Origin of the sequence: Streptomyces sp. NPDC013455, assembly GCF_040632975.1 — a bacterium.
Classification (GTDB): domain Bacteria; phylum Actinomycetota; class Actinomycetes; order Streptomycetales; family Streptomycetaceae; genus Streptomyces.
In genome coordinates this window covers 1-15,590 of record NZ_JBEYCX010000044.1, presented here as the reverse complement: position 1 = coordinate 15,590, position 15,590 = coordinate 1, and the positions used below count along the sequence as shown (strand labels likewise).

The following is a 15,590-nucleotide window of genomic DNA, read 5'->3' as shown; positions in this document are numbered from 1 at the left end:
CCTCCGCCTTGCAGCTGCACGCACCAAGCCCCGCTCACCGGCACCACCAACGAACCGCACCCCGGAGTCGGGCTGATCCGAAAGACACGGCCTAGAAGACGCCCTTGTAGCCGCCCCAGCCGGTGGCGATCTTCGTGCGGGCGCCGAAGGAGCCCTTGCCGTTGCCGTTGGCGCGCCACAGTGTGCCGGAGCTGTCGCGTGCCACGAGGTCGGCCTTGCCGTCACCGGTGAGGTCGCCCGCGCCGACGACGGCGTTGTAGGACGCGCCCCAGTCGGCGGCGACCTTGGTACGGGCGGTGAAGGTGCCCGACGCGGTGCCGTTGTAGCGCCAGAGGGTGTTCGACCGGTCCTGGACGAGGAGGTCGCCGCGGCCGTCGCCGTCGAGGTCCCCCGCGCCGACGACCTTCTTGTAGGTCCGCCAGTCCGCGTACAGCTTGACCCGCGTGGACAGCTTGCCCGTGCCGGTCGCCTTGTACAGGTACACCGCGCCGGTGCGGGCGTCGCGCGCGATCAGGTCGGCACGCCCGTCGCCGGTGACGTCACCCGGTGAGGCCAGGACGTCGTACTGGTCGAACCCGCTGCCCAGCGAGGTGTACGGCGTCGACGTGGTGAGGGCCTTGCCGCAGCCGGGCCGGTAGGCGCGCAGCGTACCGCCCGAGAAGCGGACCAGGACGTCGTTGCAGCGGTCGCCGTCGAGGTCGCCGACCGGGGCGGCCTTGACCGAGAGCGGCCAGCCGGAGGCGGAGACCTTGCCGGAGAGGCCGCCCTTGCCGTCGCCCTTGTGGATGGCCAGGGAGCCGGAGGAGTCGAGGGTGAACAGGTCGCCGATGCCGTCGGAGCCGGCGTGGTCGCGCCGTACGGCCGCGGCGCCGGAGACGCGGACGGTGCCGGTGGCGGACAGCGCGGCCCCGGTGCCGTCGGCGGGGGCGGCGGACAGCGTCCAGGTGTACGCGCCGTTGGGCACGAGGGCGCCGGTCTCGCTCCGGCCGTCCCAGGCGACCCGCACCGAGCTGCGGGCGGCGCCGCCCTGCCAGGTGCGCTGCACGGCCCCGGTGGCGGCGCTCTTCACGGTGATTTTCCAGGACGCGGCGGGCTTGGACAGCCACCAACGGCCGTTCCACCGGGCGCTGCCGCCGGCCGCCGCGAACGAGGCGGGGGCGACGGAGTCGGGCACGGTGAGCCGGGCCGGCGTCCAGGTCTCGCCGTAGGCGCCGACGACGTGGACGGTCTGGTCGGCGTCCAGGTAGGCCACCTTGTTGGAGCGGCGGTCCACGGTCCAGGTGACACCGCGGGTGTCGGCCGCCGCCGTGGTGGCGACGCCGGCGATCGGATCGAGGTGGTCGGCCACGTCGTTGTACAGCCGGGTCAGCCGGATGGCCTTCGCCGCGGGGTCGTGGACGGCGAAGAAGCCGTCGCCGAGCAGGACGTCGCCGACCGGGGCCTGGTAGCTGTATCCGGGCTGCGCTGGCTTGACGATCCCGGCCTTGTTCCGGCCCGCGCAACTCCAGTACAGGAGCGTGCCGTTGGCGCGCAGGTCGTTCGGGACGCAACCGTCGTCCGTGGGCAGCGTGCCGACCGTCCTGCCGGTGCGCAGGCTGGTGCCGACGATCTGGCCGGCCGTGGCGGACGGCGTCCACAGCGTGCTGTAGTCGAGCGCGGCGGCCTGCGCCTGCTGTTCGCGGACGATCCTGCCGGCGGCGATGTCCACCACGTACTGCTTGCCGCCTCCCCGGTACAGCACGTACTGCGGGGAGACGTCCAGGATCCGGCCGTCGGCGGCGGGCAGCGCGATGTTCCCGTCCGGGTCGTCGGCGGTGGTGAGGACGTCCTTGCCGGTGGCCGGGTCGGTGGCCAGCTGGGCGAGGCCCTCGTCGCCGCCGTCGGCGAAGCGGCCCGGGCCGCTGCCGGCGGCGGTGGCGGCCGGCGTCAGCGGTGCCCCGCCGGCCGGTGTGAGGGCGGTGCCGATGTCCTGGCCGTGCAACGTGGCGGTGCCGCGCAGCGTGTTGAGGAAGCGGACGGTACCGCGGTCCAGGCCGAGGGCGCCGACCGTGCCGTCGTGGTGGACGGGTGTCACGGTGTGCCGGGGCGTGGCCGCGACCTTGCCGTTGCCGTCCACGGAGACGAAGTAGAGGGTGCGCGGGCCGTCCGGGGCGGCCCGGCCGAGCACGGTCAGCTCGTCGCCGAACTGCCATGCCCCCTCGACGTCGGCCAGCACCGGCGCGGCGTCCGGGCCGAGCGTCAGGTTGTACAGCGGCCCGCCGGAGCCCTCGTACCAGAGCAGGTGGTCGCCGACGAGGAAGGAGGTGACCTCCGCGTCCGGGGCCGACGTCGGCACGGTCCGCACGCCGGGGGCGCCGCCCGCGCTGGAGCGCGCCCTGATCCGGATCCCGGCCTCGCCCTCGCGGGTGTACCACGACACCCAGGAACGGTTCATCCGGAAGCTGCTCGCCGGCCCGGTCACCTGGAGGGGCGTGACCGCGCCGCTGATGCCGTTGACGATGCCGTAGGCGGCCCGGCCGTCCTGCCGGTAGCGGACGATGAAGTCGACGCCCTCACCCGCGAGGATCTCGGGTTCCGTCTCGGCCGTGGCGCCCGCGGGCAGGTGCACCGGGACGTCGTAGACCGTGCCGCCGTCCCTGCCCCGGACGACCCGGTACTCGCGGGTGCCGTCGTCGAGTTGCCGGGAGGCCAGCACCAGGCCGTTGCTGACCCGGGCGTGCTCGTAGCCGCCGGGCAGGGTCAGGGCCGAGGAGGTGCCGTCGTCCAGCTTGAGCCGGACGACGCGGGTGCGGCCGTCGTCGGCGGTGGTGCGGTAGAAGACCCAGTTGTCGTAGTCGCTGGTGAAGAAGAAGGACTCCGGGGGCACGCCCCGCAGCGCCGGGACGGTCTTGCCGCTGCCGACCCAGACGTAGCCGTCGGTGCCCTCCTCCTGGTACACGGCGCCGAGGCGGGCGCTGGTCACGACGGTGAGCCGGCGGTCGACGTCGGCGTCGGGCGCGGCGATGGTGACCCCGCCGGTGACGGCGTACGCGGGCGCGGGCGCGAGCGCGGGCAGGACGAGGCCCGCCGTGACGCCGAGCGCGGTGGTGATGGCGGCGGCTCTCCCCAGACTCGCCGGCCGATGGTGCCGTTCGGGCACTGTTCCCCCTGTATGCGGCTGTGGGTGCGCAGTACGTCAGCGTTCGACGCCTCGCACGTGTGTTCGCGAGCATACAGCGGCGCGGGTACGGGAGTTGGCTCACGGGGCGACGGCGGCGGGGGGTGCCGGGGGGGCAGGGGAGCGCGGTGACACCCCGGCGTGGCCATCGGCGTCATCGCGGCGGCGCAGGGCATACGCTTCGGCTGCGTGACCGACCGTCAACGCAGCGTGCCGGCGGCGTCCCGCGGCGCCCCCTGCGCGCGGTGCTCCCCCGGCGCGGGGGACCGTCACCCCGACCGGATCCTCGGTACAACGCAGAGAGGGAACCCGACATGTTCGACTTCGACCTGGTCGCCGGACCGGTGGTCCACGAGATCCTCACCCGCGACCGGCCGGCGGTGCTGGACCTCGTGCGGCAGACCTACCTGGACCACGAGGCCGGCGAGACCGTCAACCCGGACAGCTACTTCCTGCGTTTCCCGGAGAAGCCCGACGCGCGGATCATCGCCCTGCCGGCCTTCCTCGGCGCGGACGTCCAGCTGGCCGGCATCAAGTGGATCTCCAGCTTCCCGTCCAACACGAAGAAGTCCGTTCCGCGGGCGTCGGCCGTGCTCATCCTCAACGACTACGAGACCGGCTATCCGATCGCCTGCCTGGAGGCCGCCCAGATCAGTGCCGCCCGCACCGCCGCGTCCGCGGCCGTCGCGGCCCGTGCGCTGCGTCCCGGCGGGTACCGGGGCACGCGGATCGCCGTGATCGGCGCGGGCATCATCGCGCGCAACGTCTGCGAGTACCTGAGGGCGGCCGGGTGCGAGCCCGACGAGTTCCTGGTGCACGATCTGCACGCCGGGTCCGGCACCGCGCTGGCCGGGCACCTGAACGACGAGCTGGCGCAGAGCGCCGTCTTCACCGACGAGCTCGCCGCCGCTCTCGCGGCCGACACGGTCGTGTTCACCACCACCGCCGGCACGCCCTACGTGCACACCCCGTTCAAGCCCGGGCAGGTCGTGCTGAACCTGTCACTGCGCGACCTGGCGCCCGACGTGATCCTCGCGGCGGCGAACATCTTCGACGACGTCGAGCACTGCATGAAGGCCGACACCTCACCGCACCTGGCCGAACAGGCCACGGGCGGCCGGGACTTCGTCACCGGCACGCTCGCCGGTGTCCTGGGCGGCGACGTGTCGCTGCCGGACGACCGGCCGGTGATCTTCTCCCCCTTCGGGCTCGGCGTCCTGGACCTCGCGCTCGGCGCCTACGTGCACCAGCGGGCCCGCGCCGAGGGGAAGGCCGTCGGGATCCCCGACTTCTTCGCGGAGACGCACCGCTGGTGAGGCGGAGTACGGCGGCCCCCTGGCAAGGGAGCGGCAGAAGGCCCCTGCTGTCGTGACGGGCCTTCTGCCGCGTGCCGGCCGGCGCGGTCCGCCGGGCGCGGTGCGCTCCCGGCGGCGGGTCAGGGCAGCGGTGTGCCGCCGGTCGCGTTGAGGATCTCCCCGGTGATGAAGCTCGCCTGCGGGGAGGCCAGGTACACGTAGGCGGGCGCCAGCTCGGCGGGCTGCGCCGGGCGGCCGAGCGGGCTCTGCTTGCCGAACTCCGCCGTGTCGGGCATCGTCGACGGGATGAGCGGTGTCCACACCGGCCCCGGCGCGACCGCGTTGACCCGGATGCCGCGCTCGGCGAGCATCTGGGCCAGCCCGTGCGTGAAGGTGACGATCGCGCCCTTGGTCATCGCGTAGTCGAGCAGGTGCGGACTGGGCTGGTACGCCTGCACCGACGTGGAGTTGATGACGCAGCCGCCGGCCGGAATGTGCGGCAGGGCGAATTTGGTGAGCCAGAACATCCCGTACAGGTTCGTCCGCATCACCCGGTCGAACTGCTCGGTGGTGATCGCCTCGATGCCGTCCGGCTGGGACATCTGGTAGGCGGCGTTGTTCACGAGGACGTCGATACGGCCGAGCTCGTCGGCCGCCCGGTCGATCAGCGACCGGCAGTTGTCCTCGTCGCGGATGTCGCAGGACACGGCGACCGCCTTGCGTCCGGCGTCCTCCACCAGCCGGGCCGTCTCGCGGGCGTCCTCCTCCTCGGCGGCGAGGTGGGTGAAGAGCACGTCGGCGCCCTCCCGGGCGAAGGCGAGCGCCACCGCCCGTCCGATGCCGGAGTCCCCTCCCGTGATCACCGCCTTGCGGCCGTCGAGACGGCCGGCGCCGCGGTAGGACTCCTCGCCGTGGTCGGGCGGCGGGTCCATCGGTCCGGTCCAGCCCGGGTGCGGCTGGTCCTGGGAGGGGAAGTCGGGGCGGGCATGCTGGGTGACCGGGTTCGGCCGGTCACTGCGCCGGTCCGTCACGGTGGCCTCCTGCGTCTCGGGAAGGACGGGACAGCCGACCGGGTTCCCCCCTCGCGACGTGCGAATCCTCGCCGGTCAGGCCCCGGGCGCCTGCGGCCCGGCGGACCGCAGGCGGTCCCTGCGGGCGAGGTTGTAGATCCGCAGGAGGTGCTTGGCCACGGCACAGGGCGCGGCGTCGGCGTGGCACTGGCGGCAGGTCCGCATGTGCTGCTCGTAGGTGAACTGCGCGTTCTCCAACGCGTCGTTGACAGAAGACATGGAGTTCTCCGGGCCGGGCGCCGCTCGGGGGACGGCGCCGAGTTGACTGACTGGTACACCCGAGAACAAGGTCATCATGTTACTGGCGGTACTGGGAAACTCGTACTGTCCGCGCCCTGCACCGACGGCGCCGCCGGGCGGCGCTCACTCGCGCGGGACCGCTGCCGGTCCTCCGCCTCGTCGTCGTCCCGGGCGCCCCGGCACACACCGCCGGGCCCCGGGCGCAGGCCCCGGGCGCAGGCCCCGGGCGAACGACGCGAAGGACGGGCAGCACGGCCGCCCCCCTTGTGCATCCTTGTGCATCGGTGTCGTCGCTCCCCTGACGGGTCGGCCGGCCCCGCTCGGGGCGCCGCTCACCCAGGTACCGCGCGCGCCGGCGTCGCGGCTCCCGTCCTGCCCTCGTGACCGCATCCGGCGGCGAACTGCGCGGCGTCCCCGAGCTGTTGACGGTGGCCGGTGTCCGCGCAGAGCACCGGGGGGCCCGTCCGGCGCCCCCGGCACGGCGGTAGGATCGTCGTACGGCATCGCGTGCCGGTCACCGGCCGGGTGAGGCATGGAGGTGCCCGTGAGATTGCCTTACGGAGGCATTCCACCGATGTCAGTCGAGTTGAACCACACCATCGTCCACGCCCGGGACAACCGGGAGTCCGCCGAGTTCCTGGCCCGCATCCTGGGCCTGGAGACCGGGCCGGAGTGGGGCCCGTTCGTCCCGGTCGACACGAGCAACGGGGTGACCCTGGACTTCGCCACGATCCCGGCGGAGTCGATCGTCATGCAGCACTACGCCTTCCTCATCTCCGAGGAGGAGTTCGACGCGGCCTACGCCCGGATCCGGGAAGCCGGGATCACCTATTACGCCGATCCGCACAGGAAGCAGCCGGGCGAGATCAACCATCACTTCGGCGGCCGGGGTCTGTACTTCATGGACCCGGCCGGACACGCGATGGAGATCATCACCCGGCCCTACGGCAGCCCCGAGCAGCCGGCGGACTCCTGAGGTGACGGGCGGGCCGGGACCGAGGTCCCCGGCCCGCCCGGCCGGCCCCCGCCGGACACCCGGCACACTGTGCGGGTGAACGACTTCCCCCTGGTCGACCAGGAACCCGCCCCGCAGTGGTACGGACGGCTGCGGGCCCAGGCCGACGACCTCTCCCCCGCCGACTGGCTGACCCCGCACGGTCCCGGCCCGGCCGCCCTCGGCACGGTCGCGGGCGTCGCGGCGCCGGGCTTCGCCGCCTACGCCCGGCTCCTGCACCCGGCCCGGCTCGGCGACCGGCCGGTGCGCTGGTCCACGGTGGCCGCCGCCCACGGGACGGCGGTGACCCCCGTCAGCCGCTGGCACGAGGTCATCGGGTCGGACCAGGAGTACACCGGCCGCTCCGACGGCCTGCCCGGCGTGTGGGACGAGCACCCCGACGAGGGCCCGACCCCGCCGCCCGTCGCCCGGGCGCTGCTGCCCGTGCTGGCCCGGCACACCCCCGCACCCGAACGGTGCTGGTTCGGACTGTGGCACGGGTACGGCCGCTGGAACTGGGACCGCTTCCCGACGTTCGGGACGCCGGGCCGGGACGAGGTCCTGCTGGCCGGCCGGCTGGCCGACGTGGTCTCCCCCGTGGCCCTGGACGAGTTCGCCGAACTGCCCGACCTGTGGTGGCCGCAGGACCGCGCCTGGGTGGTGGGCGGGGACGTGGACCTGATGAGCACCTACGTCGGCGGTACACCGGAGCTGATCGCCGACCTGCTGGCCGCGGCGGACCTGGAGGCGCATCCGGTGGCCGCGGACAGCATCGTCGGCTGAGCCGGGAACGCCGCTTCCCCGAACGACGCGGGAGGTCGTCGGCCCCGGCCGCGTCTTCGGGGCGAGCGACGCCCTCCTCCCGCCCGGACGTCCGCGGACTACGGCGTCACCACGCTGCCGCCGAAGGTCACCACGAGGCGGCCGTCGGAGGCGAAGGACCAGCCGAGGGCCCCCGCGTACGAGGAGCAGCGCGAGCCGTTGGTGCCGGTCCAGAACTGGTTGGAGCCGTCGGCGTTCCCGACGGTCTTGTCGTTCGAGCCGCTCGCGGTGAAGCGGCACGAGGTGTTGCCGCGGAAGACGGACGTGCCCGCGTCGAACGAGAAGTTGCGCTCGGCGTTGCCGACGCCGACGTTGCCGGCGATCGCCATCGTGCCGGGGTTGCTGTTGTAGGTGAACCCGTGGTGGCCGTTCTTGTAGGCGATGCTGTGCTGGACGACGTGGTTCACGGCGATGCCGTCGCCGCCGAGCTTGTAGCCGTTGCGATCGCCGTTGGAGTTGACGGTGCCGTCGCTCAGGGTGCCGTTGCCGTAGGCCAGGGAGTACTCGATGGTGACCGGGCCGATGGCGCCGGTGTCGGTCTTCGTGTACAGGTCCCAGCCGTCGTCGATGTTGTGGTGCGAGACGTCGTGGCGGAAGACGTTGCCGGTGCCGGTGGTCAGCTTCGCCGCGAAGCCGTCGGCGTCCTCGCCGTCGGAGTCGGCGTTGTCGTGCGACTCCGAACCGACGATCAGGTTGTCCGACGGCCACTCGGAGCTGGGGGTGGTGGAGGAGATCCGGCCGAGCTGCAGGCCGGTGTCCCGGTTGTAGGCGGTCACCACGCGCTCGACGACGTTGTCGCTGCCGCCGACGTAGATCCCGTTGTCACCGGCGTGCTCGACGGTGAGGCCGTACAGCCGCCAGTGGTCGGCGTACAGCTGGATGCCCCGGTTGGACGGACTCTCGCTCTGGGCGGAGAAGTCCAGGACGGGCTTCTCGCCGGGGTAGGCGGAGAGGGTGGTGCGGGCGCTCGCGGTGCCGTCGGCACCGACCGGGATGGTGATCGTGGTGGAGTGGTTGTACGTCCCGCCGCGCAGGTAGATCGTGCCGCCGGGGGTGATCCGGCTGATGGCCGAGGTGAGCGTGGTCGGCGCGGACTCCGTGCCGGCCGCGCCGTCGGTGCCGGCCGGTGACACGTAGAGCACGGTGCCGGTCGCCGCCGTGGCCACGTCGGCGTCGAGGTAGTCGAGGTTCGGCAGGCCGCCGGCCGCGGTCGGGGTGAGGCGGACGGTGTTGCCGCCGGCCCTGACGGGCACCGTCAGGGCCGTGGTGGCCCAGGTGTTCCAGGTGCCGGTGGGTTCGAACGACGCGGTGGTGGCCGTCGTGCCGTTGACCGCGACGGTGGCGGGCCGGGCTGCGGTGGAGCCGTTGGCGAAGCGGATGCCCAGGGTCGCGGTGCCCGCGCCGGCGGCGTTCACGGTGAACTCCGCATAGGCGCCGGCGGCGTTGGTGCCGTTGCAGAAGCCGCTGCCGGAGTACCCGGCCCAGTCGGAGTCGACGGTGCCGGTACAGACCGCGCCGGCACCCTCGGCCTCGTAGCGGGTGGTGGCGGCCTGGGCCGTGGTGCCGGACAGCGCGACGAGCGCACCGGCGAGCAGACCGGCACACGCGATGACTGGTCTTGGTTGCATCGGGTTGTCTCCCTGCGGGTCGGGTCGGCTGTGCGGGTGTGAGTTGTCCAGGGGGGTGAACCAGACGAGCGGTCATGGCATGGTGAAGGGTGTCCGGAAAGCGCTTTCCCCTGGACCTTCTCGACGGTAGGGAGACGTCATGCACGCGTCAATGCTCGCGTACATGATTGCTATTCATATGAGTGAAGAGGCGGACGAGTTGGGGGCACCTCGCCCGGGACGACGTGTGCGCTACTCGCCGGGAGCCAGGGTGCGGGCCACGACGGCCGCCGCGTCGGCGATCAGCGCCTGGTCCACCGGAGCGTCCTGGACGCTCTTGCCGGACAGGACGGCCAGCACGACCGGGGTTCGCCGGGTGGTCCAGGCCACGCCGATGTCGTTGGCGGTGGCGTAGTCACCGGTTCCGGTCTTGTCCGCCACGACCCAGTCCTGGGGCAGGCCCTTGCGGAACCGCTCCGCGCTGGTCCTGTTGCCCTTCAGCCAGCCGACGAACCGCTCACGGTCGGCGGCGGCCAGCGCCCGGCCCAGGGTGAGGCGCTCCAGGCTCTCGGCGATCGCCTCGGGGGTCGTGGTGTCGCGCACGTCCCCCGGGACCGCGGCGTTCAGCTCCGGCTCCCACCGGTCGAGCCGGCTCACCTCGTCACCGAGCGACCGGTGGAAGCGGGTCAGCCCGGCCGGGCCGCCGACCTCCCGGAGCAGCAGGTTGCCGGCCGCGTTGTCGCTGTACTGGATCGCCGCGGCGCACAGGTCGGCCACGGTCATCCCGGTCGTCAGGTTCTCCTCGGTCCGCGGCGAGTTGGGCAGGATGTCGCGCGGCGGATAGTGCACCACCCGGTCCAGCGGGGCACAGCCGGCGTGGTCGCGCAGCACCGCCGCCGCGGCGAACGCCTTGAACGTCGAACACATCGCGAACCGCTCCCCCGCCCGGTGGGAGACGGTCCGCCCGGTGCGGACGTTGCGCGCGTACACGCCGAGCCGGGCGCCGTAGCGCCGCTCCAGCTCGGCCAACTCGGCCTGGCCGGCGCGCGACCGGGCGTCCGGGGCCGCGGAGGCGGCCGGAGCGGCGAAGGCCGAGGCGGTCATCGCGGCGCCGGTGACCGCGAGGCCGGCCCGCAGCAGGCGGCGGCGCGGCAGCGGGGTGGGGCGGTCGGTGCTGGTCATGGGCATGGTCCTCCCAGGTCGTCCTTGGTCGCGGTCGATCTCTCGATCTTTCGATCTTTCGACGGGGACAGGGAAACAGCGGAAGGGCACTCATGTCCAAGGTGAAACTTTGAAGATCCCATACCCTATTGATATGAGTGCCGGATGGACCTTCTGGCACACCTGGAGGCGTACGTGGCGACGGCCGACGAGGCGAGCTTCTCCCGGGCGGCCGACCGGCTCGGTATCGCCCAACCGCTGCTGAGCCGCCGTATCAAGACGCTGGAGGAGCACTTCGGCGGCCTGCTGTTCGACCGGACCCGGCGGCAGATCGCGACCACCGAACTGGGAGTACTGCTGCTTCCCTACGCGCGGGACGTACTGGACCGGGCGCAACGGCTGCGGCACGTGGCCCGCTCGGCCCACGGCTCCCGGGTACGCGCCGTAGGGGTGCCCGCGGACTGCGCCCCCGCCGCGCTGGCCCGGGCCATCCGCGCCGGCACCGAGCGCGGGATCACCCTCGGCATGCGCGAACTGCCGCCCGCGGACCGGGTGTCCGGGCTGACCGACGGCTCGCTGGCCTGTGCGCTGCTGCGAGTCGCACCCGAACAGGCCGCGTTCCGGGTGCCGTTGGGGCTGGCATCCGCGACGGACGGCGCCTCGGCGCTCCGGGGGCCGGTGGGGCCCAGGGCCGGGGCGGGCGGTGCCTCGGCGCGGGCGGTTCACCTCGAAGAGCTGCGTCCGCGGCGGGGCCGCGGCGTCGGAGCCACCGCCCCGCCACCATCCCTGCTGCTTCTGGCGGAGGATCAAGTGCCGTATTTCGAAGACCGGTTGGCGCGGGCCGCGGCGCGCGCCGGGCTGGCCGAGGGGCGGATCCGGCCGGCCGGGCCCGCGGCCACCGCGCTCGCCGAGACACTGGCCGGCCGGGCGCTGCTGCTGTGCGCCGAGCCGTTCGCCCGGCAGCACGGCGTGCGCTGGGCACCCCTGGCCGACGGCGCCCTCCACCGCGGGTACGACGTGAGCGCCGCGCCGGGGCGCGCTGGTACGGGGCGGAACCGTACAGAGCCGGGGCGCAACGGTACGGGGGGCGTACCCGGCTGGCTGGCCGCGCTGCTCGCGGCGGCCGTGGGCGCCGTACCCGAGCGGAGCGGCGGCCGGGTACCGGGTGCCCGGGGCGAGGACGTTCCCGCACGGCTGGCGGCGCGCGGATGAGCGCGGCGGTGCACCACCCGGTGTACACCGGCGACGACGGGACCCTCCTGGACGTCGCCGGGGCGATCGCCACGGAGTGGGCGGCGCTCGGCGTCCGCGGCTCCTTCCTCGCCCGCAACATCGACACAGGTGGGCAACTCGGCTTCGACATCGAGGAGTCGACGCCCCTGGCCTCGGTGGCGAAGGTCCCGATCGCGCTGGTGACACTGGACCGCATCGCGAGCGGGGACCTCGATCCGGCGCATCCGGTGACGGTGGACCCCGGCACCAGCAGCGTCGGTCCCACCGGGCTCGCCGCCTTCCGGCACCCGGCCACCGTGGCCGTCGGCGACCTGCTCCTGCTGATGCTGTCGGTGAGCGACAACGCCGCCGCCGACGCGCTGCTCGACCTGGTGCCGGTGGCGGACGTCGACGCACGGCTGCGGGCCTGGGGGTGCGACGGGATCCGGGTGCGGCACCGGATGAACCACCTGTACGAGTGCGCCGCCGGCGCCGCCGGCAACGACTTCTCCCTCGCGCTGGAGCTGGCCGTCCGGGACGAGCGGACGGGCCGGCACACCATCGAGACCCTGGACCCGGCCCACGCCAACGCCGGCTCCGCCGCGGCGCTCGTCGGCCTGCTGCAGCGGGTGTGGTGCGACGAGATCGCCGGGCCCGGGGCGACGGCGGAGCTGCGCCGGCTGATGGGCCTCCAGGTCTTCACCCAGCGGCTGGCGAGCGAGCTGCGGGCGGACTCGCTGCGGTGGAGCGGGAAGACCGGCACGTTCCTGCATCTCCGGCACGAGATCGGGGTGCTCGAGGCGGACTCCGGGGACCGGGTGGCGATGGCCGCGTTGACCCGTGCGGGGCGTCGGGCGGGGCTGGCCGCGGACATCGACCTGGCGATCGGGGTGGCGGGACGGGAGGCCTTCGAGGCGCTGCGGGGGTAGGGAAGGCCGAGTGCGTCAGCGCCGGGGGCAGGGGCCGGGTGCGGCAGCGCCGTGGGGGTGGATGCCGGTGGGCGGCCCCGGGTTCCATGTGGTTGGGCGCGCAGTTCCCCGCGCCCCTGGTGGGGCCCGGGAGGCGGTCGCTTGTCCTGTCAGGGCAGGAGGCGTTGTTCCTTGGCCACCGCGACGGCGCCTGCCCGGGTGTCGACGCCCAGCTTGTCGTAGATGCGGCGCAGGTGGGTCTTGACCGTGGCCTCGCTGATGTGGAGGGCGCGGGCGATGGCGTGGTTGGCGAGTCCCCGGGCGAGGTGGGCGAGGATGTCCCGTTCGCGGGGGGTCAGGCTGGGACGCGGGTTGCGCAGGCGGGACATGACCCGGTCGGCGACCGGCGGTGACAGCGCCGGGCGGCCCTGCGCCGCGGCGTGGATCGCCGTGAACAGGTCCTCCGCGCGCTCGGCCTTCAGCAGGTAGCCGGTGGCGCCCGCCTCGACGGCGCGGGTGACGTCGGCGTCGGTGTCGTACGTGGTCAGGACCAGGACGTGCGGGGCGCCCGGCTCGGCGCGCAGTCTGCGGGTGGTCTCGACGCCGTCGATGCCCTCACCCAGCTGGAGGTCCATCAGGACGACGTCGGGGGCCGTCTTGCGGGCGAGGGCGAGGGCCTCCTCGCCGCTGCCGGCCTCGCCGACGACCTCGATGTCCGGCTCGCTGTGCAGGAGGGCCAGCAGTCCGGCGCGTACGACGGCGTGGTCGTCGCAGACGAGGATGCGCACCGGTGTCCGGCCGGTCGTCCCGGGGACGTGGGTCATTTCGGCTCCAGCGGGATCGACGCCGACAGGGCCGTGCCCCGGCCCGGCGCCGACTCGATCGTGAGGGTGCCGCCCAGCTGGCGCAGGCGGGCGCGGATGGCGGGCAGGCCGTGACCGCGCGAGTGGGCCGCGGGGGCGCCGGGCGCGGCCGTGCCCGCCGTGGCCGTGTCGGGGGCGTCGGTGCCGGGGGCGTCGGTGCCGGGCGCATCGGTACCCGGTGCGGCCGTGCCGGGCGCGGCCGTGCCCGCCGTGGCCGTGTCGGGGGCGTCGGCCCCGGGGGCGTCGGTGCCGGGCGCATCGGTACCCGGTGCGGCCGTGCCGGGGGCGGCCGTGCTCGGTGGGTCGGCTTCGGGGGTGGGCGGGGTGTGCGGGTCGAAGCCCCGGCCGTCGTCGGTGACGTCCAGGACGATCTGGTCGTCCAGGCAGGTCAGGGTGAGCGTGGCGGTCGTCGCCGCGGCGTGTTCGCGGACGTTGGCCAGGGCGCCCTGGGCGATGCGCAGCAGTGCCGACTCCACGGGGCCGGGCAGTGGGGAGGGCGGGCTGCCCTCGCTGTGGACGCGGACGGTGAGCGTGGGTGTCGTCTCGCGTTCGGCGACGGCATGCAGGGCCCGCAGCAGGCCGCCGCCCTCGGCCAGGTCGGCCGGGGTCAGGTCGTGGACGAAGCGACGGGCCTCGGCGAGGCTGCGCTCGGCGATCGCCGCCGCGGTGCGGACGTGGTCCCGGGCGGTGCCGGGCGCGGTGTCCCACAGCCGGTCGGCGGCCTGGAGCAGCATGCGCTGGCTGGACAGGCCCTGGGCGAGGGTGTCGTGGATCTCCCGGGCGAGCCGTTCGCGTTCGGCGAGGGTGCCCTCGCGGCGCTCGGTGGCGGCGAGCTCGCGCCGGGTGCGGACCAGGTCGTCGATCAGCGCGTCCCGGCGGGCCGCCTGGCGCTGCATGACGACGAAGACGGTCGTGGCCACGGCGGCCACGGCGGGCGGGGCCAGCAGCACGTTGGGGTCCGGCCAGCCGGCCAGGCTGAGCTGGGCGGCCACCGCGAGCACCGTCAGCAGGGCCACCAGTGCGATCGCCGCGCGCGGTGGCAGGGTGCGCAGGCCGGTGTAGAAGAGGGGCACCGCGCACCAGGCGAAGCTCGGGGCCAGTACGACGAGCAGCGCCCAGGCCGCCACGACCAGCCCGAGCCAGGTCAGGCGGCGCGGGGTGGGCCGGACGCCGAGGGCGGGGCCGAGGACGTAGAGCGCGGCGAGCAGGAGTGAGAGGGCGATCACCCAGGGGGTGTGCGGTCCGTCGGCGTGCCGGGCCAGGTAGCGGGCGACGGACGCGGACAGCAGCACGAAGAACGCCGTGTGCATGACGACGGTGAGGGCGCGGGTGTCGTCGCGCTCGGGTACGGCCACCGCAGGCACCTTCCTCGGCTCCGCGCTGAACTGGGCAAACACCCTCCATTGTGCCCAGGTCCGAGGGCGGCGGGGTCATCCGATCGGATGACCCCCGGGACAACCGGTACGGCGACGGGGAGCGGCCCCCTCCGGGGCGAGGATCAATCCGGGGGCGACCGACGCCCCCGGCCCGGCCCTACCGGAAGGTTCCCCAGCATGCCCAGCCGCAAGAAGCCCGCTCGCCGTACCCGTGTCCTCCTGGGCGGTGCCGCCCTGGCCGTCGTCGGCGCCGGTGTCGTCGGCACGGTCGCCGCGAACGCCGCCGACTCGACGGACGCGCCGCCCGCCGCCGCCCCGATGGCGGCCCGCGGCGGCGAGCTGACCCAGAGCACGCACCTCACCCTGGACGCCGCCACGAAGGCGGCCCGGGCGGCGGTGGACGCGGCCGAGAAGGACGGCCGGCACGTGTCCGTGGCCGTCGTCGACCGCAACGGCAACACCCTGGTCACTCTGCGCGGTGACGGCGCCGGCCCGCAGTCGTACGAGTCGGCCGAGCGCAAGGCGTTCACCGCAGTGTCCTGGAACGCGCCGACCTCGGAGCTGGTGAAGCGGCTGGCGCAGGCCCCGAACCTGAAGGACATCCCCGGCACGCTGTTCCTCGCGGGCGGTACGCCGGTGACCGCCAAGGGTGCCCCGGTCGCGGGCATCGGCGTCGCGGGCGCTCCGTCGGGCGACCTGGACGAGCGGTACGCGCAGGCGGGCGCGGAGGTGCTCGGCCGCTGACGCGAGCGTTCCCGCCGGGAAACGGGAACGTCCGGGCCGGCCCCGCGGGGCAAGGAGACCAGCCCCCGTGTCCGTCCTCTCGAAGATCATGCGTGCAGGCGAAGGCAAAATCCTGCGCAAGCTGCACCGCATCGCGGACCA

At 74.0% G+C, this 15,590-nt stretch carries 13 protein-coding genes; 6 read left to right on the top strand and 7 right to left on the bottom strand.

What is annotated here, in order from left to right; genetic code table 11:
- Nucleotides 1-91 precede the first annotated feature (91 nt).
- Nucleotides 92-3,139 (bottom strand): FG-GAP-like repeat-containing protein, encoded by a 3,048-nt coding sequence (locus ABZ576_RS33965; protein WP_360749850.1) that lies wholly within the window; start codon nt 3,137-3,139, stop codon nt 92-94.
- A gap of 332 nt (nt 3,140-3,471) precedes the next feature.
- Between ABZ576_RS33965 and sbnB the strand changes: the two genes are divergently transcribed.
- Entirely contained in the window at nt 3,472-4,473 is a 1,002-nt protein-coding gene (sbnB, locus tag ABZ576_RS33960) for a 2,3-diaminopropionate biosynthesis protein SbnB (RefSeq protein ID WP_360749847.1), read from the top strand.
- A 119-nt stretch (nt 4,474-4,592) separates the two neighbouring features.
- On the opposite strand, the gene ABZ576_RS33955 is transcribed toward sbnB, so the two are convergent.
- Together ABZ576_RS33955 and ABZ576_RS33950 are read right to left on the bottom strand one after the other, a co-directional pair.
- Nucleotides 4,593-5,483, bottom strand: a complete 891-nt coding sequence (locus ABZ576_RS33955; protein WP_360749844.1) for an SDR family oxidoreductase — start codon at nt 5,481-5,483, stop codon at nt 4,593-4,595.
- Between the two features lie 75 nt (nt 5,484-5,558).
- Nucleotides 5,559-5,741: a hypothetical protein gene (locus tag ABZ576_RS33950; protein WP_360749841.1), complete on the bottom strand. Its 183-nt coding sequence runs from the start codon at nt 5,739-5,741 to the stop codon at nt 5,559-5,561.
- A 595-nt stretch (nt 5,742-6,336) separates the two neighbouring features.
- Between ABZ576_RS33950 and ABZ576_RS33945 the strand changes: the two genes are divergently transcribed.
- Together ABZ576_RS33945 and ABZ576_RS33940 are read left to right on the top strand one after the other, a co-directional pair.
- Nucleotides 6,337-6,738, top strand: coding sequence for a VOC family protein (locus ABZ576_RS33945; RefSeq protein ID WP_360749838.1), 402 nt, complete (start codon nt 6,337-6,339; stop codon nt 6,736-6,738).
- Nucleotides 6,739-6,813: 75 nt separating this feature from the next.
- Nucleotides 6,814-7,539 carry a hypothetical protein gene (locus tag ABZ576_RS33940; RefSeq protein WP_360749835.1) on the top strand — a complete coding sequence of 242 codons (726 nt, stop codon included), beginning with the start codon at nt 6,814-6,816 and terminating at the stop codon, nt 7,537-7,539.
- Nucleotides 7,540-7,637: 98 nt separating this feature from the next.
- Here ABZ576_RS33940 and ABZ576_RS33935 read toward each other — a convergent pair whose 3' ends face one another.
- Complete coding sequence (locus ABZ576_RS33935) at nt 7,638-9,206, bottom strand: carbohydrate-binding protein (RefSeq protein ID WP_360749832.1); 1,569 nt, start codon at nt 9,204-9,206, stop codon at nt 7,638-7,640.
- A 231-nt stretch (nt 9,207-9,437) separates the two neighbouring features.
- Entirely contained in the window at nt 9,438-10,367 is a 930-nt protein-coding gene (gene bla / locus ABZ576_RS33930) for a class A beta-lactamase (RefSeq protein WP_360749829.1), read from the bottom strand.
- A 144-nt stretch (nt 10,368-10,511) separates the two neighbouring features.
- On the opposite strand from bla, the gene ABZ576_RS33925 reads away from it, so the two are divergent.
- The gene (locus tag ABZ576_RS33925; protein WP_360749827.1) at nt 10,512-11,558 is read left to right on the top strand and encodes a LysR family transcriptional regulator; all 1,047 of its coding nucleotides are present in this window, start codon (nt 10,512-10,514) and stop codon (nt 11,556-11,558) included.
- Complete coding sequence (locus ABZ576_RS33920; RefSeq protein WP_360749825.1) at nt 11,555-12,487, top strand: serine hydrolase; 933 nt, start codon at nt 11,555-11,557, stop codon at nt 12,485-12,487. Before ABZ576_RS33925 ends, ABZ576_RS33920 begins: the two co-directional genes overlap by 4 nt.
- A 149-nt stretch (nt 12,488-12,636) precedes the next feature.
- On the opposite strand, the gene ABZ576_RS33915 is transcribed toward ABZ576_RS33920, so the two are convergent.
- Together ABZ576_RS33915 and ABZ576_RS33910 are read right to left on the bottom strand one after the other, a co-directional pair.
- A complete protein-coding gene (locus tag ABZ576_RS33915; protein ID WP_360749823.1) occupies nt 12,637-13,290 on the bottom strand; it encodes a response regulator transcription factor in 654 nt (217 codons plus the stop codon).
- Entirely contained in the window at nt 13,287-14,639 is a 1,353-nt protein-coding gene (locus ABZ576_RS33910; RefSeq protein WP_360749853.1) for a histidine kinase, read from the bottom strand. Before ABZ576_RS33910 ends, ABZ576_RS33915 begins: the two co-directional genes overlap by 4 nt.
- A 243-nt stretch (nt 14,640-14,882) precedes the next feature.
- Between ABZ576_RS33910 and ABZ576_RS33905 the strand changes: the two genes are divergently transcribed.
- Entirely contained in the window at nt 14,883-15,449 is a 567-nt protein-coding gene (locus ABZ576_RS33905; protein ID WP_360749820.1) for a heme-binding protein, read from the top strand.
- Nucleotides 15,450-15,590 lie beyond the last annotated feature (141 nt).

Bases quoted from the DNA above. Each gene is read 5' to 3' on its own strand.
- ABZ576_RS33945 (WP_360749838.1), top strand. From the start codon at position 6,337: ATGTCAGTCGAGTTGAACCACACCATCGTCCACGCCCGGGACAACCGG.
- ABZ576_RS33950 (WP_360749841.1), bottom strand. From the start codon at position 5,741: ATGTCTTCTGTCAACGACGCGTTGGAGAACGCGCAGTTCACCTACGAG.
- ABZ576_RS33935 (WP_360749832.1), bottom strand. From the start codon at position 9,206: ATGCAACCAAGACCAGTCATCGCGTGTGCCGGTCTGCTCGCCGGTGCG.
- ABZ576_RS33920 (WP_360749825.1), top strand. From the start codon at position 11,555: ATGAGCGCGGCGGTGCACCACCCGGTGTACACCGGCGACGACGGGACC.
- sbnB (WP_360749847.1), top strand. From the start codon at position 3,472: ATGTTCGACTTCGACCTGGTCGCCGGACCGGTGGTCCACGAGATCCTC.
- ABZ576_RS33905 (WP_360749820.1), top strand. From the start codon at position 14,883: ATGCCCAGCCGCAAGAAGCCCGCTCGCCGTACCCGTGTCCTCCTGGGC.
- bla (WP_360749829.1), bottom strand. From the start codon at position 10,367: ATGACCAGCACCGACCGCCCCACCCCGCTGCCGCGCCGCCGCCTGCTG.
- ABZ576_RS33910 (WP_360749853.1), bottom strand. From the start codon at position 14,639: ATGCACACGGCGTTCTTCGTGCTGCTGTCCGCGTCCGTCGCCCGCTAC.
- ABZ576_RS33925 (WP_360749827.1), top strand. From the start codon at position 10,512: ATGGACCTTCTGGCACACCTGGAGGCGTACGTGGCGACGGCCGACGAG.
- ABZ576_RS33915 (WP_360749823.1), bottom strand. From the start codon at position 13,290: ATGACCCACGTCCCCGGGACGACCGGCCGGACACCGGTGCGCATCCTC.